Annotated in this window: 19 protein-coding genes; 11 read left to right on the plus strand and 8 right to left on the minus strand. The window is 66.7% G+C overall.

Translation table 11 applies throughout. The features are described 5' to 3' along the window. Positions 1-291: 291 nt before the first annotated feature. Both ACF3M1_RS13860 and ACF3M1_RS13865 read left to right on the plus strand, forming a co-directional pair. Complete coding sequence (locus tag ACF3M1_RS13860) at positions 292-1986, plus strand: proline--tRNA ligase (RefSeq protein WP_394005281.1); 1695 nt, start codon at positions 292-294, stop codon at positions 1984-1986. Positions 1987-2163: 177 nt separating this feature from the next. After that, positions 2164-2541, plus strand: a complete 378-nt coding sequence (locus tag ACF3M1_RS13865) for an H-NS family nucleoid-associated regulatory protein (RefSeq protein ID WP_394001596.1) — start codon at positions 2164-2166, stop codon at positions 2539-2541. A gap of 88 nt (positions 2542-2629) precedes the next feature. Here ACF3M1_RS13865 and ACF3M1_RS13870 read toward each other — a convergent pair whose 3' ends face one another. Further along, positions 2630-3883: a threonine/serine exporter ThrE family protein gene (locus ACF3M1_RS13870; protein WP_394001598.1), complete on the minus strand. Its 1254-nt coding sequence runs from the start codon at positions 3881-3883 to the stop codon at positions 2630-2632. A 120-nt stretch (positions 3884-4003) separates the two neighbouring features. Between ACF3M1_RS13870 and ACF3M1_RS13875 the strand changes: the two genes are divergently transcribed. From ACF3M1_RS13875 to ACF3M1_RS13890, 4 genes are all read left to right on the plus strand, one after another. Further along, positions 4004-5113, plus strand: a complete 1110-nt coding sequence (locus ACF3M1_RS13875; RefSeq protein ID WP_394001600.1) for an MlaE family ABC transporter permease — start codon at positions 4004-4006, stop codon at positions 5111-5113. 119 nt (positions 5114-5232) lie between these two features. Next, entirely contained in the window at positions 5233-6063 is an 831-nt protein-coding gene (locus ACF3M1_RS13880) for an ABC transporter ATP-binding protein (RefSeq protein WP_394005282.1), read from the plus strand. Between the two features lie 3 nt (positions 6064-6066). Then, the gene (locus tag ACF3M1_RS13885) at positions 6067-6993 is read left to right on the plus strand and encodes an MlaD family protein (protein WP_394001602.1); all 927 of its coding nucleotides are present in this window, start codon (positions 6067-6069) and stop codon (positions 6991-6993) included. Then, entirely contained in the window at positions 6990-7685 is a 696-nt protein-coding gene (locus ACF3M1_RS13890; protein WP_394001604.1) for an ABC-type transport auxiliary lipoprotein family protein, read from the plus strand. Before ACF3M1_RS13885 ends, ACF3M1_RS13890 begins: the two co-directional genes overlap by 4 nt. A gap of 124 nt (positions 7686-7809) precedes the next feature. On the opposite strand, the gene ACF3M1_RS13895 is transcribed toward ACF3M1_RS13890, so the two are convergent. Then, positions 7810-8412, minus strand: coding sequence for an alpha-ketoglutarate-dependent dioxygenase AlkB family protein (locus ACF3M1_RS13895; protein ID WP_394001606.1), 603 nt, complete (start codon positions 8410-8412; stop codon positions 7810-7812). 107 nt (positions 8413-8519) lie between these two features. Between ACF3M1_RS13895 and ACF3M1_RS13900 the strand changes: the two genes are divergently transcribed. Beyond that, a complete protein-coding gene (locus tag ACF3M1_RS13900; protein ID WP_394001608.1) occupies positions 8520-11387 on the plus strand; it encodes a rhamnan synthesis F family protein in 2868 nt (955 codons plus the stop codon). 3 nt (positions 11388-11390) lie between these two features. On the opposite strand, the gene ACF3M1_RS13905 is transcribed toward ACF3M1_RS13900, so the two are convergent. Together ACF3M1_RS13905 and ACF3M1_RS13910 are read right to left on the minus strand one after the other, a co-directional pair. Continuing rightward, on the minus strand, positions 11391-12026 hold the full coding sequence (locus ACF3M1_RS13905; protein WP_394001610.1) for a CoA transferase subunit B: 636 nt from the start codon (positions 12024-12026) through the stop codon (positions 11391-11393). Beyond that, positions 12026-12763 (minus strand): CoA transferase subunit A, encoded by a 738-nt coding sequence (locus tag ACF3M1_RS13910; RefSeq protein ID WP_394001612.1) that lies wholly within the window; start codon positions 12761-12763, stop codon positions 12026-12028. Before ACF3M1_RS13910 ends, ACF3M1_RS13905 begins: the two co-directional genes overlap by 1 nt. A 135-nt stretch (positions 12764-12898) precedes the next feature. Here ACF3M1_RS13910 and ACF3M1_RS13915 point away from each other — a divergent pair, with 135 nt between their 5' ends. Together ACF3M1_RS13915 and ACF3M1_RS13920 are read left to right on the plus strand one after the other, a co-directional pair. Further along, the gene (locus ACF3M1_RS13915) at positions 12899-14248 is read left to right on the plus strand and encodes a phosphomannomutase (RefSeq protein ID WP_394001614.1); all 1350 of its coding nucleotides are present in this window, start codon (positions 12899-12901) and stop codon (positions 14246-14248) included. Positions 14249-14259: 11 nt separating this feature from the next. Continuing rightward, the gene (locus ACF3M1_RS13920) at positions 14260-15672 is read left to right on the plus strand and encodes a mannose-1-phosphate guanylyltransferase/mannose-6-phosphate isomerase (RefSeq protein ID WP_394001616.1); all 1413 of its coding nucleotides are present in this window, start codon (positions 14260-14262) and stop codon (positions 15670-15672) included. A 69-nt stretch (positions 15673-15741) separates the two neighbouring features. On the opposite strand, the gene rfbD is transcribed toward ACF3M1_RS13920, so the two are convergent. Genes rfbD through rfbB form a run of 4 tightly spaced genes read right to left on the minus strand, consistent with a single transcriptional unit; the run spans position 15742 to position 19196 of the window. Beyond that, positions 15742-16647: a dTDP-4-dehydrorhamnose reductase gene (gene rfbD / locus ACF3M1_RS13925; RefSeq protein ID WP_394001618.1), complete on the minus strand. Its 906-nt coding sequence runs from the start codon at positions 16645-16647 to the stop codon at positions 15742-15744. Beyond that, positions 16644-17201 (minus strand): dTDP-4-dehydrorhamnose 3,5-epimerase, encoded by a 558-nt coding sequence (rfbC, locus tag ACF3M1_RS13930; protein ID WP_394001620.1) that lies wholly within the window; start codon positions 17199-17201, stop codon positions 16644-16646. The genes rfbD and rfbC overlap by 4 nt, the downstream gene beginning before the upstream one ends. Continuing rightward, positions 17198-18085 (minus strand): glucose-1-phosphate thymidylyltransferase RfbA, encoded by an 888-nt coding sequence (gene rfbA / locus ACF3M1_RS13935; RefSeq protein WP_394001622.1) that lies wholly within the window; start codon positions 18083-18085, stop codon positions 17198-17200. The genes rfbC and rfbA overlap by 4 nt, the downstream gene beginning before the upstream one ends. A gap of 55 nt (positions 18086-18140) precedes the next feature. Further along, the gene (gene rfbB, locus ACF3M1_RS13940; protein WP_394001624.1) at positions 18141-19196 is read right to left on the minus strand and encodes a dTDP-glucose 4,6-dehydratase; all 1056 of its coding nucleotides are present in this window, start codon (positions 19194-19196) and stop codon (positions 18141-18143) included. 210 nt (positions 19197-19406) lie between these two features. Here rfbB and ACF3M1_RS13945 point away from each other — a divergent pair, with 210 nt between their 5' ends. Next, positions 19407-20153 carry an electron transfer flavoprotein subunit beta/FixA family protein gene (locus ACF3M1_RS13945; RefSeq protein ID WP_394005283.1) on the plus strand — a complete coding sequence of 249 codons (747 nt, stop codon included), beginning with the start codon at positions 19407-19409 and terminating at the stop codon, positions 20151-20153. A gap of 102 nt (positions 20154-20255) precedes the next feature. After that, positions 20256-21203: an electron transfer flavoprotein subunit alpha/FixB family protein gene (locus tag ACF3M1_RS13950; RefSeq protein ID WP_394005284.1), complete on the plus strand. Its 948-nt coding sequence runs from the start codon at positions 20256-20258 to the stop codon at positions 21201-21203. Positions 21204-21265: the final 62 nt, after the last annotated feature.

Consider the following 21265-nt stretch of genomic DNA (forward strand, 5'->3'; position numbering starts at 1 on the left):
CGCGTGATTCCCGCGTTCGGGCGCTCGCAGTCGCTCTGACGGCAGCCGCGCGTCTGCGCCACGACGACCGGCGCTGTCGCATCGCGCTCGACATGCCGCCGGCGCCTGTCGGCCAGCGCGGTGACGCTGTATCAGCACCGGCCTGAAAAACAGCCGGCACCCCTCGCGTCCGCCGCACGTGGATGCAGCCATGGCGCATGCATCTATGCCCGCGACGGCCACCGGCTACGGCCCGGCCCCGCATCTGCTGCGTGGCACAATGCGCGGCCCAGTCCCGAGCAGATGCCGCCGATGCGCCTGTCGCAGTTCCATCTCCGCACCGAAAAGGAAACCCCCGCCGATGCCGAGGTCGTCAGCCACAAGCTGATGCTCAAGGCCGGCATGCTGCGCAAGCTCGCCGCCGGCATCTACACCTGGTCGCCACTGGGCCTGCGCGTGCTGCGCAAGGTCGAGGGCATCGTGCGCGAGGAGATGGACGCCGCCGGCGCGATCGAGCTGCTGATGCCGTCGGTGCAGCCGCGCGAGCTGTGGGAGGAAACCGGGCGCTGGGAGAAATTCGGCGGCCAGTTGCTGAAACTCAAGGACCGCAAGGACGCCTGGTACTGCTACGGCCCGACCCACGAGGAAGTCATCACCGATTTCGCGCGGGCCGAACTCGCCAGCTACAAGCAACTGCCGGTGAATTTCTACCAGATCCAGACCAAGTTCCGCGACGAGATCCGTCCGCGCTTCGGGGTCATGCGCTCGCGCGAATTCCTGATGAAGGATGCCTATTCCTTCGACATCGATGCCGCGTCGATGGCCGGCTCCTATCAGGCCATGCATGCGGCCTACACGCGCATCTTCACCCGCTTGGGCCTGGATTTCCGCGCGGTGCAAGCCGACTCCGGCGCGATCGGCGGCGACGCCTCGCAGGAGTTTCATGTGCTGGCCGATTCGGGCGAGGACGCGATCGCGTTCTCCACCGCATCGGATTATGCCGCGAACGTCGAGACCGCACGTGCGGCCGCGCCCGCCCCGCGCGCCGCGGCGACCGAGACGATGCGCCGTGTCGACACCCCCACGCAGAAGACCTGCGAAGACGTCGCTGCGCTGCTGGAGATTCCGCTCGCGCGCACCGCCAAGTCGGTCGCGCTGATGGCGGGTGACGCCTTCGTGCTCGCCCTGGTCCGCGGTGATCACGCGGTCAACCCGATCAAGCTGGGGAAAGTGGACGGACTCACCGATTACCGCATGGCGACCGAAGCGGAAATTGCGCAGTTCCTCGGCAGCGAGCCCGGGTTTCTCGGGCCGGTGTCGCCGGCGTCGACGATCCGCGTCGTCGCCGATCGCGAGGTCGCGGCGATGGCCGACATCGTATTCGGCGCGAATGCCGCGGGGTATCACCTGGCCGGCGTCAACTGGGGCCGCGACCTGCCTGAGCCGGACGTCGTCGCCGACATCCGCGACGTGGTCGCCGGCGACCGCGCCGAGGACGGCGGCGAACTGAAACTCGTCCGCGGCATCGAGGTCGGCCACGTGTTCCAGCTCGGCCAGAAATATGCCGAAGCGATGGACTTCAAGGTGCTCGACGCCGCCGGCAAGGCGGTCGTGCCCTTCATGGGCTGCTACGGCATCGGCGTCTCGCGCATCGTCGCCGCGGCGATCGAACAGAATCACGACGCGGCCGGCATCGTCTGGCCGACCGCGATGGCGCCGTGGCAGGTGGCGGTGTGCGTGATCAATCCGAAGAACGAGGCCCACGTGGCCGAGGCGGCGGACGCGCTCTATCGCGAGCTGCAGGCGGCCGGTTTCGAAACGGTGCTCGATGACCGCGGTTTGCGCCCGGGCTCGATGTTCGCCGACATCGAACTGATCGGCATTCCCCATCGCGTCGTGGTCTCGGCCCGCGGCCTGACCGCGGGCACCTACGAATATCGCGCGCGCACCGGCGCGGATTCGGAAAATCTCGATCGGGAATCCCTGTTTCTGCGCCTGAAGCATTGAATCGCGCGCGCCGGGCTTCGGCCCGGAGTCGATCGAACCCACTACAGATTCACCCGGCCTGCGCACCTGCGGGCCGCGTCCCGGCGCGCGGCGTTTGTGAAACCGGTTTATCCCGATTATGATGCGCGCGATGCCATGGACTGGTATTCCCCGATAATCCAGCCGGAGTCGATATCAATGGCGTTTGATCTCAATGCATTTTCCCCGCAGCAGCTCGATGCGCTGATCACGCAGGCCAAGCAGCGCAAAACCACGCTGAAGAAGCGCAAGCCGATCACCTCGGTGCGCAAGAAGCTCACCGAGCTGGCCGCTGCCGAGGGCTACAGCGTCGCCGAACTGTTCGGTTCCGGCGGTGGTGCCGCCACCGCGCCACGGGCGACCAAGTCGGCCACGCGCACCAGCCCGACCAAGGGCCGCAAGCTCGGCAAGGTCGCGCCGAAGTACCGCAACCCGGCCAACAAGGCCGAAACCTGGACCGGCCGTGGCAAGCAGCCGCTGTGGCTGGCCGCGCAGATCAAGAAGGGCAAGAAAATCGAGGAATTCCTGATCAAGTAAAATGATCGGGATCGACGGGATTTTCTCGAGAAAGGCGCCCTTTCGGCGCCTTTTTCGTGTCCGGCTGCCCGCATGCGCGACGCCGTACTCAGAGATTCTTACGCGCCGGCAGCACCACGTTTCCGAACAGCAGACCGGCGATCAGCGCCAGCACGATATTCATCACCAGCAGCGCGGCCTCCTGGCCGGCCTCGACGCTCTGCTGCTGCACCAGGGTCATCAGGCCGCGCAGGCTGTTGCTGCCGGGCACCAGCATGATGATGCCGGGCACCCGGATCACCGCGCCTGGCCGGTCGGCCCAGCGGGCATACCCGTTGCCGGCGGCCGTGATCACGAGCGCCGCGACGAACAGGCCGATATTCGCGCCGAGCGCATTGCCGACCCAGCGCGAGATCAGATACCCCGATGCGGCGGCCGCCATCACCAGCAGCACGTCACGTCGGGCGGCGCGGAACAGGATCGCGAACGCGGTCGAGGCGACCAGCAAAGCCCCCCACTCCACCCAGTCGGGCTGTGGCCGCAGCGCGCGCACGTTGGGCGAGATGCCGACCAGCTGGGCCAGCGCCAGGGCGATGATCGTGCCGATGGTGAGCTTGAGCACGGTCGTGATCGCCCCCGCGAACCGCGCGGTGCCCGAGACCAGATGCTGGCTGGTCAACTCGTTCATGGCGTTGGTCAGCGCCATACCGGGCAGCATGACGATCAACGACGCGATGATCACCGTATTGAGATTGAGCGGCACGATGAAGGCCGAGACCAGGATCGCCACCGCACCCGCGACGATCCCGGCGAGTGCCTCGCCGGCCTCCTTGAGCCGGGTGCCGTCGCGGGTGGCCAGATCGAGCAGGCCGATCAGCAGGCCGATCGTGCCGGCGGTGGCGATGTCGGCCCACGGCAACCGCCACAGGCCGGCGACGCCGACGGCGACCATCGCGAATCCGAGCACCTGCAGCGCCTTGCCGAGCGCGCCGGGTTCACGGGCATCGAGCGCGCGCAGTGCGGCGTGCCCTTCGGCGATGTCCATCTCGCCGGCCATCACCAGGCTGGTGATCCGGTCGGTCTCGCACAGCTTGTACAGATCCACGTCGCCGGGCGGCATGCGGATCACGCGCGTGGTGTCGCTGTCGCCGGGCGGCCGCAGGGGGTCGCTGAAGGACAGGATCATGCCGGTCGGGTTCACCCAGGGCTCGCAATCCAGCCCGAGGCGCTGGGTGACCGCGATCACCGCGCCCTCCAGGCGCTGCGCCGTCGTGCCGTAGGCGTGCAGGTGCTCGGCCAGCTCCACCACGAAGGCAATGCGTACGGCGTAGTTCGCGGACGTGAACGAGGTGGGCTGGGACATCGCGACAGGATCGCATGCGCCCCCCGGAGACCGGTAGCGCCGCGCACGTGATGCACGGACTCACACCCGATTTCGGTATCCTCCGCCCAATTCATCCGCGCAACCGGCCCCTCCGACCGCATGACCGCCCCGTCCCACGCGATGCCCAGTGCCGAAGTCGAAGGCGGATGCCTTCGCCTGCACGGACACTGGACGCTCGAGCATGCGGGCGACATCGACGGCGTGCTGCGTGGCGTCGACGGCACGGTGCGCGATGTCGATGCGCGGGGCGTCGACCGGCTGGATTCCCTCGGCGTGCTGCAGCTGGTGCGCTTCGCGCACAAGCGCGAGCTGGACTTCGGCGGCTTCGAGTTCCGCGACGACCACCACGCGCTGGTCGAGGCGATCGAGGACGTGGCCGACGACCGGCCGAAGAAGAAGCGCGAATACGGCGTCGCCGCGGCGCTGGGCCGGCTCGGCTACCGGATGCACGACAACGGCCGCGAGATCGTCTCGCTGGTCAGTTTCCTCGGCGAGACGCTGGTCAAGCTGGGCCGGCTGGCGACCGCACCGCGACGCCTGCGGGTGACGTCGACCGTGCATCACATGGAGCAGGTCGGCCTGGACGCGGTACCGCTGGTCGCGCTGCTGTCCTTCATGGTGGGCGCAGTGATCGCGTTCCTCGGCTCGACCGTGCTCGCCGACTTCGGCGCGACGATCTTCGTCGTCGAACTGGTATCGATCGCCTTCCTGCGCGAGTTCGGCGTGCTGCTGACCGCGATCCTGCTGGCGGGACGCACCGCGAGCGCGTTCACCGCGCAGATCGGCGCGATGGTCGGACGCGAGGAGGTCGACGCGATCCGCACGCTGGGCCTCGACCCCATCGACCTGCTGGTGATCCCGCGGGTGCTCGCATTGCTGGTGATGCTGCCGCTGCTGACCTTCATCGCGATGGTGTCCGGACTGGTCGGCGGCCTGACCGTCGGCGCCTTCAGCCTCGACATCCCGCCCCAGGCCTACATGGCGCGCATGCACGAGCAGATGGAGGTGCGCCATTTCCTGGTGGGCATGTCGAAGGCGCCGATCTTCGCGATGATCATCGCGCTGATCGGCTGCCTCGAAGGCCTGCAGGTCCAGGGCACCGCGCAGTCGCTCGGCGAGCGCACCACGTCCAGCGTGGTCCAGACCATTTCACTGGTCATCATCGTCGACGCGTTCGCGGCGATCTGGTTCATGCATGTGGGGTGGTAGTGGAGCCGGGATTGGGGATTCGGGATTAGGGATTCGAACGACGTGACGGGTGATTCGTGATTGAAAAGTCGACAAGGCAGCAACACGAGGGTCGGCCCGTTTCGCGGGACGGCCAAGCTGTGTCGAATCCCGAATCCCGAATCCCGAATCCCGACGTCGCCTCCGGCGACGTGGCCATCCGCGTCCGCGGCCTGGTCACCCGCTTCGGCGAGCAAACCGTCCACGACAATCTCGATCTCGATGTGCGTCGCGGCGAGATCCTCGGAGTCGTGGGCGGCTCGGGCACCGGCAAATCGGTGCTGATGCGCGCGATCCTCGGCCTGCGCGCCCCGCAGGGCGGCAGCATCGAAGTGCTCGGCGTCGATGCCCTGTCGGGCGACGCCGACGATCGCCGGCACATCGAGCGCAACACCGGCGTGCTGTTCCAGGACGGCGCGCTGTTCTCGTCGCTGACCGTCGGCGAAAACGTGCAGGTGCCGCTGAAGGAGCACCACCCGGACCTGCGCGACTCGCTGCGCTACGAGCTGGCGCTGCTGAAGGTGAAGCTGGCCGGCCTGCCGGCCGACGCGCTCGACAAGTTTCCGTCCCAGCTGTCCGGCGGCATGCGCAAGCGCGCGGGTCTGTCGCGGGCGCTGGCGCTCGATCCGCCGCTGCTGTTCCTCGACGAACCCACCGCGGGCCTGGACCCGATCGGCGCGGCCGCGTTCGACCGCCTGATCCGCACCCTGCAGGAAGCGCTCGGCCTGACGGTGTTCCTGATCACACACGACCTCGACACTCTGTACGCTATCTGTGACCGCATCGCGGTGCTGGCCGACAAGCAGGTCATTGCGGTCGCCCCGGTGGAGGAGATCGAGCGGATCGACCACCCGTGGATCCAGGAGTATTTCCACGGCCCCCGCGGCCGTGCCGCACGCGATGCCAGGGCCAACGGCCCGGGAGCCGACTGAATCATGGAAACCAGAGCCAACTACGTCCTCATCGGCGCGTTCACGCTGGTCGCGTCGATCGCCCTGCTGGGCTTCGCCCTGTGGGCCGCGAAGTATTCGTCCGACCGCAGCTGGAACGAGTTCGACGTGATCTTCCGCGAGCCGGTCACCGGCCTGAGCGAAGGCAGCAGCGTGCAGTACAACGGCATCGCGGTGGGCACGGTGGACAACCTGCAGCTCGCCCCCGAAGACCCCCGCCAGGTGATCGCGCGGCTGCGCATCCAGGCCAATGCGCCGGTCAAGACCGACACCCGCGCGCGGATGTCGATGACCAGCCTGACCGGCTCGCCGATCATCCAGCTCACCGGAGGCTCGCCCGAGGCGCCGCTGCTGGCGTCGGCCGACCGCGACCAGGTGCCGGTGATCCAGACCGAGGCCTCGGCGCTGCAGAACATCTCCGACACCGCGAACCGACTCGTCGAGCGGCTCGACCAGGTGCTCAGCGAAGAGAACGTTGCGCGCATCGCCAACACGCTCGAGAACATCGAAGGCATGACCGGCTCGGTCGCCGGGCAGCGCGAGGATCTGGCGGCGATCATCGTCAACGCCCGCAGCGCCAGCGAGCAGCTCGAACAGACGCTGACCACGACCAACCGCGCGATGACCAATTTCGATCGCGAACTGGTGCAGAAGCTGCCTGGCCTCGTGGCCAATCTGGAAAGCACGCTGGCGCGGATGGATTCGGCCGCCGGCGGCGCCGATCTGATCCTCAATGAGAACCGCGCGGCGATCAGCAGCTTCGCCAACGACGGCCTGTCGCAGCTCGGTCCCACGCTCGGCGAGCTGCGTTCGCTGGTGCGCGATCTGCGCCGGATCAGCGATCGCCTCGATGCCAACCCCGCGCGCTACCTGCTGGGTCGCGACGCGCCCAAGGAGTTCGAACCCGAATGAGCACGTCGAAGCCGCATCCGACCCCCCTGCCGCGCCGCCTGCTCGCCGCGTGCCTGCTGCTTCCGTTGCTGGCGGGCTGCGCGTCGCTGCTCGGCGGCGGCGGCGACCGCGAACGCGCGACGATCTACGCGCCCGATCCGCGCGTCCAGGCCGATCCCGCCTGGCCCCAGGCCGACTGGCAGCTCACGCTGGCCCCGCCCACGGCCGCGCGCATGATCGACAGCTTCCGCATCGCCGTGCGTCCGACGCCGAGCGAACTGCAGGTCTACCGCGGCGCCAGCTGGGCCAAGACCCCGACCGACATGCTGCAGGACACCGTGCTGCGCACGCTCGAAGATTCCGACCGCATCCCCGCCGTCGCGCGCCAGGGCGCCGGCATCACCGCCGATTACAAGCTGGTCATCGACCTGCGCCGGTTCGAGGCCGACTACAACGGCAACGTGCTGCCGGCAGCGACGATCGAGGTCAACGCCAAGCTGATCCACAACATCGACCAGACCGTCGTCGGTTCGCGGACGTTCCTGGCCGCCGAGCCGGCGAACAGTGCCGAGGTCGCGCAGGTCGTCGATGCGTTCAACGTGTCGCTGCAGTCGATCAGTGGCGAGATGGTGGGGTGGATCCTCGGGGTGGGGAATGCGCACGAGGCGACGCACGATCGCAGGCCCGCGGCGTCGATCTCTCCGCGACGCTGATCGATTCCGCCCCGGGCTTCCGACGCGTGTGCCAGAGCTGCACGCGCATTTGTTCCATACAGCCGACGCACCGCCTAATCTCGCTAGAGACGCCTCTGCGCCGGCCTGTGGACGATCGCACGCCTCAACGCTGGATCTGCCTGAACGTCAGATTGATCCGCGGCCCGACAGGCCGCGCCGTCCGGGGCAAGGCATGCCGGAAGCGCGCCTGGGTATCCCCGCGCATGACCAGCAGGCTGCCGTGCGCCAGCTCCAGCACATGGCGCGCGAACTGTCCGTCCGCATCCGGCGTACGCGCCTTGAACACGAACCGCCGCGTCGCGCCCAGGCTCAGCGACGCGATTACCGGCTCAGGACCGAGCTCGCGCTCGTCATCGCTGTGCCAGCCCATCGCGTCCTGGCCATCGCGATACAGGTTGGCAAGCACGCTGTTGAAGGCGACGCCGGCCGCCTCGGACACCGCATCGCGCACCGGCACCAATGCCTCAGGCCAGGGCTCAGGCACAAACCGCGTGCCCGAATATCGATACATCGCGCCCGGGTCGCCTATCCAGCAGCTGAGCCGCGGCGCCTCGACCTCGCGCCCGAAGATGCGCAGGCGATGGCGCGTCCAGGGGACACCCACGTGCACCGCTTCGAACAAGGAATTGGCTTCGGACACGGGCAGCCAGCGCGGCGCGAACTCCACCGCCCTGTCGACGCCCGCCATGTCGCGCAGGGTTTTCATCGGGCCAGCATGCCGCAGATGCTTGCGGTTTGCGGCGCGACTGCGCAAGCCGCGACAATCGCATCCATGAAGATGCTACGGGTCTGCAATCGCTTCGAACTCGATAAATGCACCGACTCCACCAGGCCCGTGCGGGCGGCCGTATGGTGAAAGGACGTGTGGCTGGGTTGCTGGGCGCTGTGCGTCGCGGCATCGATGCCAGAGGCGGGGGGGCGCGGGGCTTCATTGCGCTTGTCGCACGCACTTCGCGGATGCTGCGCGCGCTCGGGCCCCGCGGCGTACTCGCACGCATGCAGGCTGCCGGACGGCCGCTTCCGTCAATGCAGGCTCCGGAAGACGACTTCCGGTTCCCGCTTCCGCGACCGATCAAAGAGACGACGTTGCGCGTCGGGGTAATGCTGCACCTGTTCTACCCGGATCTTGCAGAAGAATTCGCCGTTGCGTTGTCGCGCATGCCGATGCCGTTCGTGTTGCTGGTTTCGGTGACCGACGCCGATGCGGCAGCGCGTGTGCGGCGTGTCTTTGCCGATGTCGACGCCATCCAACGCATCGAGATCGCCTGCGTGCCGAACCGCGGCCGGGACATCGCGCCCCTGTTGGTGACGTTCCGGGAAGAACTTCTCGAACTCGATATCATCGGGCACCTCCACAGCAAGAAGTCGCTGTACACCGGTAGCGCGCAGAACCGCTGGCGCAGCTATCTCGTGGAATCCCTTCTCGGAGACCGGGACCGGATCACGTGGCAACTGGGCATGTTCGCCGCCGAACCCACACTTGGCATGATCTATCCGGAAACCTATGACTCGCTTCCACTCTGGGGGCATACCTGGCTCGGCAACGTGGCTATCGCACGCGACATAGCGAGCCGAATTGGCTTTTCAATCAATCCGCACGCTTACATCGACTATCCCGCGGGGTCGATGTTCTGGGCAAAGATCGATGCGATCCGACCACTGTTGTCGCTCGCGCTTCCAATCGACGCATTTCCCGAAGAGAAGGGGCAGCTCGACGGCACCCTTCAGCACGCACTCGAAAGGCTGTTTGTCGCAGTCACACGGGCGGCGGGTTACCGCGTGGGCGTGCTGCCACGCAGCGGCGCCCTGGCACTTTCCAGCGAAGGCAACCGGAACTGGTCCAGCTATTTCACATCCTCGCTGCGGGCGCGGATTGATGTCGCTGCGGTCGATGCCGAACTGGTATCACTCGACGTGTTCGACACGCTGGTCCAGCGGCCATTCCTGTCTCCGGACGCCGCGCGGGCGTACTTGTCACGCTTGGCCGATGTATCGCTGGGCATCGGGGATTTCGCTGATCTGAGGGCACGCGCCGAAGTACGCGCCCGCCACGACATGCGCCGGGATCCAACCCTATCCGAAATCTACGCAGCGATGTCCGCGCTCGCCCCCGCCGCGCCCGTCGAAGCGCTGTACGCATTGGAACTCGAAACGGAACGTCGACTGCTGTCGCCCCGCACGGGCGTGATCTCCGCGCTTTCGTTGCTGCGGGCACGCGGAAAACGCCTGGTCGCCTTGTCGGACATGTATCTGGGCGCGGCGACGTTGCGTGATGTCCTTCCCACCGCAGTGAACGCGCTGACCGAGCATTGCTACGTCTCATGCGAAACCGGCTTGCGCAAGGACGATGGCAGTGTCTGGCCCGTACTCGCGAAGCATGAAGGCATTTCGCCCGCCACCTGGCTGCACATCGGCGACAACGAGCATGCCGACATCCAGCAGCCGCACTGGCGCGGCATGCTGACACCGGTGCATGTCCTGCGCTCCGCCGCGCTGCTGGATGTCGTGCCGGCCTTGCGTCCGCTGCGCACCACGCCGGACACGTCCTGGTCCGAGCAATTGCGCCTGGGGCTGATCGCCAACCATTTCGGCGCCATTGCGGATGTCCAGCCCGACGCCTTCCATGGCGCGCCGGCAATTTCACCGCGAACGCTGGGCTACGTGGTCATCGGTCCGATGGTGCTCGACTATCTGTCCTGGCTGTCGCGTCTAGCGACCGTTCGCGGCGTCGAAGCGCTGCTGTTCCTGAGCCGGGAAGGCCATCTGCTGAGCCGTGCATTCGAGCGACTGCAGGACGCCGCACCGGTGTTGACGCGTGGGCTGCGCGGCGACTATTTCTTCGCCTCCCGTCAGGCCACCGGTCTGGCGACACTGCGAAGCCAGGACGATCTGCCGGCACTGCTCGACGGCAGCTACAACGGCACCCTGGCTGACCTGCTCGACGCGCGACTGGGCACCACCGCCACAGCCGCAGTACGCGCACGGATGGGCGACACGACCCTGAGGGAAGCCGTATTCCTGCCGGAAATGCGCGACGCCACCGTCACCCGCCTGGCGCCAGCCCTCGATGCGCTGCTGGCGGTCGCCGAAACGGCGCGTGGCCACTATCAGGCCTACTGGCAGGACACCGTCAGCGATGCGCCGGCACTCGTGGCGGACATCGGCTACGCAGGCACCATCCAGCGCCACCTGTCGCGTCTGCTGGCGCGACCGGTCGATGGTGCTTACTTCGCACTGAACGCTCGCGCGGGGGCTCGACTGTCCGGCGTCGGCGACGCACAGGCCCGCTATCACGATGCGCGACACAGTGACAGCCATTCGCCGGTGCTCGCGCACGATCTGCTGCTGGAAAGCATATTGACCGCGCCGCATGCGCAGTTCGCAGGCTTCGAGGTGCGCGAAGGCGTGCGGCACCCGCGGTATGCCGGCGATATCGACGCCACCCGCTGGACCACCATCGAGGCCGTCCACACCGGCGCGCTGGCATTCATCGACGACGCCCTGGCAGCGGCAGGCCCGCTCGCGGACGAACTGGCATTCGATGCCGCTGCGGTGCAGATCCCGCTCGTGTGTATCGGCACCGGCCGTTGGCAGGCGCCCTGGCTGGCGAGTATCGGCGTCGAGGACGCGTTTACCGGACGCGGCCAGGTCCCGGCGGGTGGCACCCGCGCCGGGACCTGAGGGTCAGTTCGCGTTCGCGAATGCGACGCCGGTCTTGGTCTTCAGCTCTGCTGCATCCACCCCGTCTGCCGCTTCGACCAGCACGAGCCCATCGGCGGTCACATCGAACACCGCGAGATCCGTGATGATCCGGTCGACCACACCGACACCGGTCAGCGGCAGCGTGCACTCGGGCAGGATCTTGTGGCTGCCGTCCTTCGCGACGTGCTCCATCAGCACCACCACGCGCTTGACGCCGGCGACGAGATCCATCGCGCCACCCATGCCCTTGACCATCTTGCCCGGCACCATCCAGTTGGCGAGATCGCCGCTGCCGGTCACCTGCATCGCGCCGAGGATCGCCAGGTCGATGTGCCCGCCGCGGATCATCGCGAACGAGTCGTGGCTGCCGAAGTAGCTCGCGCCCTTGCGCGCGGTGACGGTCTGCTTGCCGGCGTTGATGAGATCGGCATCGACCTCGTCTTCGCTCGGGAACGGGCCGATGCCGAGCAGGCCGTTCTCGCTCTGCAGCCACACGTCCATGCCGTCGGGAATATGGTTCGCCACAAGCGTCGGCAGGCCGATGCCGAGGTTCACATAGGCGCCGTCGGTCAGTTCGCGCGCCGCGCGCGCGGCCATTTCATCGCGGGTCCAGGCCATCAGTTCGCTCCTCCGGCGTTCACGGTGCGCTGTTCGATGCGCTTCTCGGGCGTCGCGTTGACGACGATGCGATCGACGTAGATGCCGGGCAGATGCACCTGGTCGGGATCGATGTCGCCGATCTCGACCAGTTCCTCGACCTCGGCCACGCAGACCTTGCCGGCCATCGCACAGGCCGGGTTGAAGTTGCGCGCGGTCTTGCGGAACACCAGGTTGCCGGCCTTGTCGGCCTTCCACGCCTTGACCAGCGCGACATCGGCGGTCAGTGCGGTTTCCAGCACGTAATGTTTGCCGTCGAACTCGCGCGTTTCCTTGCCTTCCGCCACGATCGTCCCGAATCCGGTCGCGGTGAAGAACGCCGGAATGCCCGCGCCGCCGGCGCGCAGACGCTCGGCCAGCGTGCCCTGCGGGTTGAATTCCAGCTCCAGCTCGCCGCCGAGATACTGGCGCTCGAACTCCTTGTTCTCGCCCACGTAGGACGAAATCATCTTGCGGATCTGCCGGGTTTCCAGCAGCTGGCCGAGGCCGAAGCCGTCGACGCCTGCATTGTTGGAAATCGCGGTGATGTCCTTGACGCCCGAATCGCGCAATGCGGCGATCAGGGCCTCGGGAATGCCGCACAGGCCGAAGCCGCCGACGGCGAAGGTCTGGCCGTCGGCCACGATGTCGGCCAATGCCGTCGCGGCATCGGGATACTGTTTGCCGCGTCGACCCGCGGCGGAACTCTGCTCGCTCATTGTGATCCTCATGGCGCAACGGCCTTCGATTCTACCGGCTGCGCGTGGTCGCGGCCTTGGACCTTGGTGCAGTGGCGCAAACGGTCCCCTCCACGCGAGCCGCTAGAATCGGGCTTCCCCACCGATGGATCGACCATGCCCCTGCCCGCCTTCAAGGCCTACGACCTCCGCGGCCGCGTGCCGGACGAACTCAATCCCGCCCTCGCCCGCGACATCGGCATCGCACTGGCCGGTCAGCTGCCGCCAGGCGCGATCGTGCTGGGCCGCGACGTGCGCCTGAGCAGTCCGGAACTGCAGGCGGCGTTGTCGGAAGGCCTGCGCAGCCAGGGGCGCGAGATCATCGACATCGGCGTCGGCGGCACGGAAGAGGTCTATTTCCAGGTCGATCACCTCGGCGCGGCGGGCGGCGTCATGGTGACCGCCAGCCATAACCCGATGGACTACAACGGCATGAAGCTGGTGCGCGAGCATGCGCGGCCGATCAGCTCGGATACCGGGTTGTTCGCGATCTCGGACGCGGTCGAGGCCGGCAATCTGCCTGGGCCCGTCGCGACGCCCGGCTCCGAAACTGCCGCGCCCGACAAGTCGGCCTATATCGAGCACCTGCTGGGCTACGTGGAAGCCAAGGCGCTGCGTCCTCTCAAACTCGTGGTCAATGCCGGCAACGGCGGCGCCGGCTCGATCGTCGATCTGCTCAGCCCCCATCTGCCGTTGGAGTTCGTGCGCGTGTTCCACGAGGCCGATGGCACTTTCCCCAACGGCATTCCGAATCCCCTGCTGCCCGAGAACCGCCAGGCGACGGCCGACGCGGTGCGCGAACACGGCGCGGATTTCGGCATCGCCTGGGACGGCGATTTCGACCGCTGCTTCTTCTTCGACGAGACCGGTGCCTTCATCGAAGGCTATTACCTCGTCGGCCTGCTGGCCGAGGCGATTCTCGCCAAGCAGCCCGGCGGCAAGGTCGTGCATGATCCGCGCCTGATCTGGAACACGGTCGAGCAGGTCGAAGCCGCCGGCGGCATACCGGTGCTGTGCAAGAGCGGCCACGCTTTCATCAAGGAAAAAATGCGCGCCGAAGACGCTGTCTACGGCGGCGAGATGAGCGCGCACCATTACTTCCGCGAGTTCGCGTATGCCGACTCCGGGATGATTCCGTGGCTGCTGATCGCCGAGCTCGTCTCCGTCAGCGGTCGCTCGCTGGGCGATCTGGTCGCCGAGCGCGTCGCGAAGTTTCCGTGCAGCGGCGAGATCAACTTCCGCGTCGCCGATGCGAAGGTCGCGGTGGATCGCGTGATGGCGCACTACGCCACGCAGTCGCCAGCGATCGATCGCACCGACGGCATCAGTGCCGATTTCGGTGACTGGCGTTTCAACCTGCGCAGCTCCAACACCGAGCCGCTGCTACGGCTCAACATCGAGACGCGCGCCGACCGTGCGCTGCTCGACGCCCGCACGCGCGAGCTGTCCGCCCTGTTGTCCGCCTGAGGCCTCTGCCCATGTCCACGATCGTCCCGGTCCTGCTCTCCGGCGGCTCAGGCACACGCCTGTGGCCGCTGTCGCGCGAGATGCATCCCAAGCAGTTCCTGCCGCTGGTCGGTACGGACACGATGCTGCAGGCGACCTGGTTGCGCGCGGCACCGCTGGCCGGCGGTGCGGGGCCGATCGTCGTCGCCAACGAGGCGCACCGATTCGTCGTCGCCGAACAGTTGCAGCAGGTCGGCGCGACACCGGCGGCGATCGTGCTCGAACCGGTCGGTCGCAACACGGCGCCGGCGATCGCCGCAGCCGCGCTGGCGGCGCTGCGCGATACGCCCGATGCCGTGCTGCTGGTGTTGCCATCGGACCACGTCGTGCAGACCCCCGGGGCATTCCACGCCGCGGTGCGCGCCGCGCTGCCTGCGGCCGAGGCCGGCAAGCTGGTGACGTTCGGTGTCGTGCCGCGCGGGCCGGAGACCGGCTACGGCTACATCAAGGCAAGGACCGGTCCAGGCAAGGGGCCCGCGCCCGTCGAAGCCTTCGTCGAGAAACCGGATCTGACGCGCGCGCAAGCCTACGTCGCGTCCGGTGATCACTTCTGGAACAGCGGCATGTTCCTGTTCCGCGCCGATGTCTATCTCACAGAACTGGAGCGCCATGCGCCCGCCATGCTGGCGGCGGTGCGCGCATCGTGGTCGGCCTCGCGCCAGGACGTCGACTTCACCCGTCTCGACGCCGACGCGTTTGCCGCAAGCCCGTCGGACTCGATCGACTACGCCGTCATGGAAAAGACCGATGCTGCGGTGGTGATGCCGCTGGACGCAGGCTGGAGCGACGTCGGCTCGTGGGCCAGTCTGCGGGACGTCTCTCCGCAGGACGCCGACGGCAATGCCCACCATGGCGAGGTCGTGTCGATCGACTGCCGCAATACTTACGCCTACGGCGAACGCCTGATCGCGATGATCGGGCTGGAAGACACGATCGTCGTGGAAACGCCCGATGCGATCCTGGTCGGCCGCAGCGACCGGATCCAGCAGGTCAAGGACGTGGTGGCGGAACTCAAGTCACGGGAGCTGCCGCAGGCGGCCTGGCATCGCAAGGTCTATCGTCCGTGGGGCGCCTACGATTCGATCGACAACGGGCCGCGGCACCAGGTCAAACGCATCACGGTCAAACCAGGCGGTGTGCTGAGCCTGCAGATGCACCATCACCGCGCCGAGCACTGGATCGTCGTCAGTGGCACGGCCGAGGTCACGCGTGGCGACGACGTGCTGCTGTTGGGCGAGAACCAGAGCACCTATATCCCGCTCGGCGTGACGCACCGGTTGCGCAACCCGGGCAAGGTGCCGCTGGAACTGATCGAAGTGCAGTCGGGCAGCTATCTGGGCGAGGACGACATCGTGCGTTTCGAGGACACCTACGGGCGCGCCTGATCGGCCCGAATCGTTCCAACGCAGAACGGCGCCCGAGGGCGCCGTTCTGATGTTCGCGACGCCGCAGGCTCAGCGCTGTGCGGCCGCCAGCGTGTCGAGCACGCCGTCGAGACCAGCCTGCCAGGTCGGCAGCGCGATCCCGAAGTCGTGCTCCAGCGTCGTGACGTCCAGTCGCGAATAGGCGGGACGCTTGGCCGGCGTCGGATAGTCGGCCGTGGTGATCGCTTCAACGGTCGGCGCACGCGCGATCAGCCCGCGCTCGACCGCGCCGCCGAAGATCGCTTCGGCAAACCCGTGCCAGCTGGTTTCCCCGGTCGCCGTGAGATGCCAGGTGCCGGATCTCGGATCGTCAGCACGCAAAATCTGCGCGGTAACGTCGGCGATCAAAGCCGCCGGCGTCGGCGTGCCGATCTGGTCGGCCACGACGCGCAGCACATCGCGCTCGGCACCGACGCGCAGCATCGTGCGCAGGAAATTCTGACTGTGTACGGCATACACCCATGCGGTACGGAAGATCAGATGGCGCCCCCCGGCGGCACGGATCGCTTCTTCACCGGCGAGCTTGCTCGCGCCGTAGACGCCGAGCGGCGTCGTGGCGTCATCGGGGCGGTAGGGACGCGAGCCACCACCGTCGAACACGTAGTCGGTGGAGTAATGCACCAACGGCACATTATGCACCGCGCACCAGCGTGCGATCGCGCCCGGGGCCTCTGCGTTGGCGGCCTGCACCGCCGCAGGCTCGCTCTCGGCCTTGTCGACCGCGGTGTAAGCGGCCGCATTGATCACGCGTGTCGGCCGCGCCGTGTCGAGCAGCGCGACAACCAATTCGGGATCCGAAAAGTCCGCGGTCAGGCACGCACTGCCGTCGGGCAGTGTGCCGGTCCGGGTCGTGCCGACCACCTCGCCCAGTGGCGCAAGCGCACGCAGCAGTTCCTGTCCGATCTGTCCGTTCGCGCCGAAGACCAGCGAAGTCATGCGGCAAACACCGGCAGTCGATCCTCGGCAATGTCGGCCAGCAACGGCGCGTGGGCATCTTTCTCAGACAGCAGCGGTGCGTTGACCTGCCAGTCGACACCGATTGTGGGGTCATTCCATCGCACACCAGCATCGGCTTCCTTCACGTACACATCGGTGCAGAGATAGCTGAAGAGCGCGGATTCCGAAAGCACTGAAAACCCGTGTGCAAATCCTTCTGGGATCCAAATTTGTCGATTGTTCTCAGCGCTCAAAAGGATCTTTTCCCACTGCCCGAACGTCGGTGATCCACGTCGAAGGTCGACCACAACGTCATGAACCTCTCCAACCAAAACGCTCACAAGTTTGCCTTGCGGACGAGGCCACTGGAAATGCAGGCCACGCAACACGCCTTTAGATGAGGAAGACACATTGCTTTGCACGAAACGCGTCGGCAGCGCGTGTTCCTCGAACCTCTCTGCGTTCCAGGATTCCAAGAAAAAGCCACGAACGTCCCCAAAAACACTGGGGTCGATTACCACGCAGTCAAGCAGCTTCGTCTTGGTAATCTTCAACGCACCACTCCCCGCTGCATGAGCGACATCAGGTACTGGCCGTAACCGTTCTTGGACAGCGGCCTCGCGAGCGCCAACAACTGCTCGGCGTCGATCCAACCGTTGCCGTACGCGATTTCCTCCGGACAGCACACCTGCAGACCTTGGCGATCCTGGATGGTCTGGATGAAATTCGAGGCCTCGTGCAGGGACTGGTGCGTGCCGGTGTCGAGCCACGCGAAGCCGCGACCGAGCTGCTCGAGATACAGCGCGCCTTCGTCGAGATAGCGGCGATTGAGATCGGTGATCTCCAGTTCGCCGCGCGGTGAAGGCTTCAGTTCAGCGGCGTAGTCACTGGCATGCCCGTCGTAGAAATACAGGCCCGTCACGGCGTAGTTCGAACGCGGCGCCTCCGGCTTCTCGGCGATGTCGATGACCTTGCCCGCGGCATCGAACTCGGCCACGCCGTAGCGCTCCGGGTCGTTGACCCAGTAGCCGAACACCGTCGCGCCATCGCCACGCGCATCGGCGTTCTTGAGCGTGTCCGTCAGGCCGTGGCCGTGAAAGATGTTGTCGCCCAGCACCAGGCAGCTCGGCTTGCCGCCGACGAAATCGCGGCCGATCAGATACGCCTGCGCCAGACCATCCGGACTCGGCTGCACGGCGTACTGGATGTCCATGCCCCACTGCGAACCATCGCCGAGCAGGGTCTGGAACAGCACCTGCTCGTGCGGCGTGTTGATGATCAGCACCTCGCGGATGCCGGCCAGCATCAGCACGCTGAGCGGGTAATAGATCATCGGCTTGTCGTAGACCGGCAGCAGCTGCTTGCTGACGCCCTTGGTGATCGGATACAGCCGGGTGCCGGAGCCGCCGGCGAGGATGATGCCCTTGCGTTGGGTCATGGGATCTCGTTCCTTGGCAGCCCGCGTAGAGCGCGGACCAGGGTGATGGATGGAGTCAGGCGACGGTGCCGATACGCTCGAGCCGATAGCTGCCGTCGAGGATGCGCTGCACCCAGTCCTGGTTGTCGAGATACCAGTCGACGGTGAATTCGATGCCACTTTCGAAGGTGTGCTCGGGCTTCCAGCCGAGTTCACCCTGCAGCTTCGATGCATCGATCGCGTAGCGGCGGTCGTGGCCCGGACGGTCGGTCACGTAGGTGATCTGCGTGGCACGCGGCTGACCGTCTTCGCGCGGACGGCGCGCATCGAGCAGGCGGCAGATCGTCTCCACCACCTCGATGTTCTGACGCTCGGAATCGCCACCGACGTTGTAGGTTTCGCCGACGCGGCCCTTCTCCAGAACGGTGCGGATCGCGGCGCAGTGGTCGGTGACGAACAGCCAGTCGCGGACCTGCTTGCCGTCGCCGTAGACCGGCAGCGGCTCGCCGGCCAGCGCCTTGGCGATCACCAGCGGGATGAGCTTCTCCGGGAAGTGGTAAGGGCCGTAGTTGTTCGAGCAGTTGGTGGTAAGCACCGGCAGCCCGTAGGTGTGGTGGAACGCGCGCACCAGATGGTCGGATGCGGCTTTGGAGGCCGAATACGGCGAGTTCGGCGCGTAAGGCGTGGTCTCGGAGAACTTGCCGGTCTCGCCCAGCGTGCCGTAGACCTCGTCGGTCGACACATGCAGGAAACGGAACGCCTCGCGGCGGCCGTCCGGCAGCGCCTTCCAATAGTCGCGCACCGACTCGAGCAGACCGAGCGTGCCGACGACGTTGGTTTCGATGAACGCGGCCGGGCCGTCGATCGAACGGTCGACGTGACTTTCCGCGGCGAAGTTCAGCACCGCATCGGGCTGATGCTCGGCCAGCAGGCGCGCGACCAGATCGCGGTCGCCGATGTCACCGTGCACGAACAGATGGTTCGGGTCCGATTCGATCGACGCCAGCGTCTGCAGGTTGCCTGCATACGTCAGGGCATCGAGATTGATCACGCGGACGCCGCGACGCACGGCTTCCAGAACAAAGTTGCCGCCGATGAAGCCGGCGCCGCCAGTGACGAGCCAAGTGGGCACGCATTCACTCCTGTAGAGGGTCGATATGCCCTGATCAGGGCCAGCGGCCAAGGATACCGGCTCGTCCGGCGAATTTCGGCACCAACATGAACGCCAATGCCGCAACTCCGCCATTCGCGCGCTGAAGCCTGCCCCGTTAGAATCAGAGGATTGCCCCGTGCCGACCGCCAAGGCCGGGTGATCCAGAACGTATTAAGGAACGCCCTCACGATGAAGATCCTCGTCGCCTACAAGCGTGTGGTGGACTACAACGTCCGCATCCAGGTCAAGCCGGACGGGTCCGGCGTGGTCACCGACGGCGTCAAGCTCTCGGCCAACCCGTTCGACGAGATCGCGCTGGAAGAAGCCCTGCGCCTGCGCGACAAGGGCGTGGCGACCGAGGTCGTGGTCGCGACGATCGCCCCGGCGGACGCCCAGGCCCACCTGCGCAACGGCCTGGCGATGGGCGCGAACCGCGCGATCCACGTGGTCTGCGACGCGCCGATCCAGCCGTTGACCGCGGCCCGCACCCTGCTCAAGCTGGTGGAGAAGGAACAGCCGGACCTGGTGATCCTCGGCAAGCAGGCGATCGACGACGATGCCAACCAGACCGGTCAGATGCTGGCGACGCTGTGGGCCCGGCCGCAGGCGACGTTCGCCTCCAAGGTCGAGATCGCTGACGGCAAGGCCACGGTGACGCGCGAAGTCGACGCGGGCCTCGAGACGCTCGAAGTCGATCTGCCGGCCGTCGTCACGACCGACCTGCGCCTCAACGAGCCGCGCTTCATCAAGCTGCCCGACATCATGAAAGCGAAGTCGAAGCCGATGGAGTCGATCCCGTTCGCCGATCTCGGCGTCGAATCGGCCGATACGCTCAAGACCACGCACTACGAAGCACCGACCAAGCGCGGCAAGGGCGTCATGGTCAAGGACGCGGCCGAGCTGGTCGCCGCACTGAAGGCCAAAGGCCTGCTCTGACACCGTCGTTCCCGCCCGGGCGGGATGAGCGACGTCGTCGCACCCAATCGTAGTCACTGGTTCCCGCCGCATGGCGGAAGCCACGGAACAAAGGAACCCAACATGGCCAACGTCCTCGTCATCGCCGAGCACCTCGACGGCAAGTTGAATGCCAGCGCGACCGCCAAGACCGTCGCCGCGGCACAGGCGCTGTCACCCGACGCCATCGATGTCGCAGTGTTCGCCGCCGATCCGGCCAGCGCCGCCGCCGACGCGGCCACGATCGCCGGCGTGTCGAAGGTGCTCGCGGTCGCCAACCCGTCCAACGCGCAGGTGCTGGCACAGGTGCTGGGCCCACAGGTCGCCAAGCTCGCCGCGAGCTACAGCCATGTGTTCGCGCCATCGACGACCTTCGGCAAGGACCTCATGCCGATCGTGGCCGCCCTGCTGGGCGTGAACCAGATCTCCGACCTGATGACGGTCGAGAGCAGCCACGTGTTCAAGCGCCCGATCTATGCGGGCAACGCGATCATCACCGTCGAAGCACCGGCTGATCAGCCTGTCGTCGCCACCATTCGCACCGCGTCCTGGCAGGAAGCGGCGCGCGGCGGAAGCGCCTCGGTCGAGACGACCAGCGTCGATGCCGAGCTGCCCACGCACACCCGGTTCATCGGTCTTGCCGCGGGCAGCACCGACCGCCCCGATCTCCAGAGCGCGAAGCGCGTCGTCTCGGGCGGCCGCGGTGTCGGCTCCGAAGAGAACTTCAAGATCATCTTCGATTTCGCCGACAAGATCGGCGCCGCCGTCGGTGCCTCGCGCGCCGCGGTCGATGCCGGCTACGTGCCCAACGAACTCCAGGTTGGCCAGACCGGCAAGATCATCGCACCCGAGCTCTACATCGCGATCGGCATCTCCGGCGCGATCCAGCACCTGACAGGCATCAAGGACGCCGGCACCATCGTCGCAATCAACAAGGATGCCGACTCGGCGATCTTCGAGATCGCGGACATCGGCCTGGTGGGCGATCTGTTCAAGGTGTTGCCGGAGCTGGAAGCCAGCCTCAACGGCTGACTCGGGATGTAAGGGGACGACAGATCATGAATCATCGGGGACTTCGAAAAACGCACGTGCGC

This window comes from Luteimonas sp. WGS1318 (assembly GCF_043187535.1).
Lineage (GTDB): Bacteria > Pseudomonadota > Gammaproteobacteria > Xanthomonadales > Xanthomonadaceae > Luteimonas.

Excerpts from the sequence above, each read along its gene's own strand:
- ACF3M1_RS13860 (WP_394005281.1), top strand. The coding sequence starts at position 292 with ATGCGCCTGTCGCAGTTCCATCTCCGCACCGAAAAGGAAACCCCCGCC.
- ACF3M1_RS13865 (WP_394001596.1), top strand. The coding sequence starts at position 2,164 with ATGGCGTTTGATCTCAATGCATTTTCCCCGCAGCAGCTCGATGCGCTG.
- ACF3M1_RS13870 (WP_394001598.1), bottom strand. The coding sequence starts at position 3,883 with ATGTCCCAGCCCACCTCGTTCACGTCCGCGAACTACGCCGTACGCATT.
- ACF3M1_RS13875 (WP_394001600.1), top strand. The coding sequence starts at position 4,004 with ATGACCGCCCCGTCCCACGCGATGCCCAGTGCCGAAGTCGAAGGCGGA.
- ACF3M1_RS13885 (WP_394001602.1), top strand. The coding sequence starts at position 6,067 with ATGGAAACCAGAGCCAACTACGTCCTCATCGGCGCGTTCACGCTGGTC.
- ACF3M1_RS13890 (WP_394001604.1), top strand. The coding sequence starts at position 6,990 with ATGAGCACGTCGAAGCCGCATCCGACCCCCCTGCCGCGCCGCCTGCTC.
- ACF3M1_RS13895 (WP_394001606.1), bottom strand. The coding sequence starts at position 8,412 with ATGAAAACCCTGCGCGACATGGCGGGCGTCGACAGGGCGGTGGAGTTC.
- ACF3M1_RS13900 (WP_394001608.1), top strand. The coding sequence starts at position 8,520 with ATGCACCGACTCCACCAGGCCCGTGCGGGCGGCCGTATGGTGAAAGGA.
- ACF3M1_RS13905 (WP_394001610.1), bottom strand. The coding sequence starts at position 12,026 with ATGGCCTGGACCCGCGATGAAATGGCCGCGCGCGCGGCGCGCGAACTG.
- ACF3M1_RS13910 (WP_394001612.1), bottom strand. The coding sequence starts at position 12,763 with ATGAGCGAGCAGAGTTCCGCCGCGGGTCGACGCGGCAAACAGTATCCC.
- ACF3M1_RS13915 (WP_394001614.1), top strand. The coding sequence starts at position 12,899 with ATGCCCCTGCCCGCCTTCAAGGCCTACGACCTCCGCGGCCGCGTGCCG.
- ACF3M1_RS13920 (WP_394001616.1), top strand. The coding sequence starts at position 14,260 with ATGTCCACGATCGTCCCGGTCCTGCTCTCCGGCGGCTCAGGCACACGC.
- rfbD (WP_394001618.1), bottom strand. The coding sequence starts at position 16,647 with ATGACTTCGCTGGTCTTCGGCGCGAACGGACAGATCGGACAGGAACTG.
- rfbA (WP_394001622.1), bottom strand. The coding sequence starts at position 18,085 with ATGACCCAACGCAAGGGCATCATCCTCGCCGGCGGCTCCGGCACCCGG.
- ACF3M1_RS13945 (WP_394005283.1), top strand. The coding sequence starts at position 19,407 with ATGAAGATCCTCGTCGCCTACAAGCGTGTGGTGGACTACAACGTCCGC.
- ACF3M1_RS13950 (WP_394005284.1), top strand. The coding sequence starts at position 20,256 with ATGGCCAACGTCCTCGTCATCGCCGAGCACCTCGACGGCAAGTTGAAT.